The sequence below is a fragment of the Methylobacterium sp. D54C genome, assembly GCF_053345595.1.
In genome coordinates, this window is record NZ_JBKFAK010000144.1 from 1 (window position 1) to 340 (window position 340).

1 pseudogene is annotated in these 340 nt (G+C 80.9%); it reads left to right on the forward strand.

Annotated features, from left to right (window positions below):
- Positions 1 to 340 (forward strand): annotated as a pseudogene (locus ACLBYB_RS32900) (ribonuclease E/G); the annotation flags it as partial.

Consider the following 340-nt stretch of genomic DNA (forward strand, 5'->3'; position numbering starts at 1 on the left):
GCCGTCCAGCCCGACACGCTGTCCGAGAACCCCGAGGCCGTGCAGGAGGCCCTCGCCTCCGAGGCCGCCGCCGGCGACCTCCCGGAGGGTGAGCCGGCGCAGGCCGCCGGGCCCGAGACCGCGCCGGTCGAGGCGCAGGCAGCCCCCGCCGCGTCGGGGCCGGTCGCCGCCGACTCCGCCCCGTCCGAGGACGCCCCCTCCGAGCCGGAGGCCCGCATCGCCGTGGCGGAGGCGCTGACCGTGTCCGACGCCCCGGACGAGACCGCCGCGCACGCGATCGTGACGGAGGAGAGCGAGGCCGGGGCGAGCGAGGCCGAGGAGACCGCGCCGACCGCCGCCG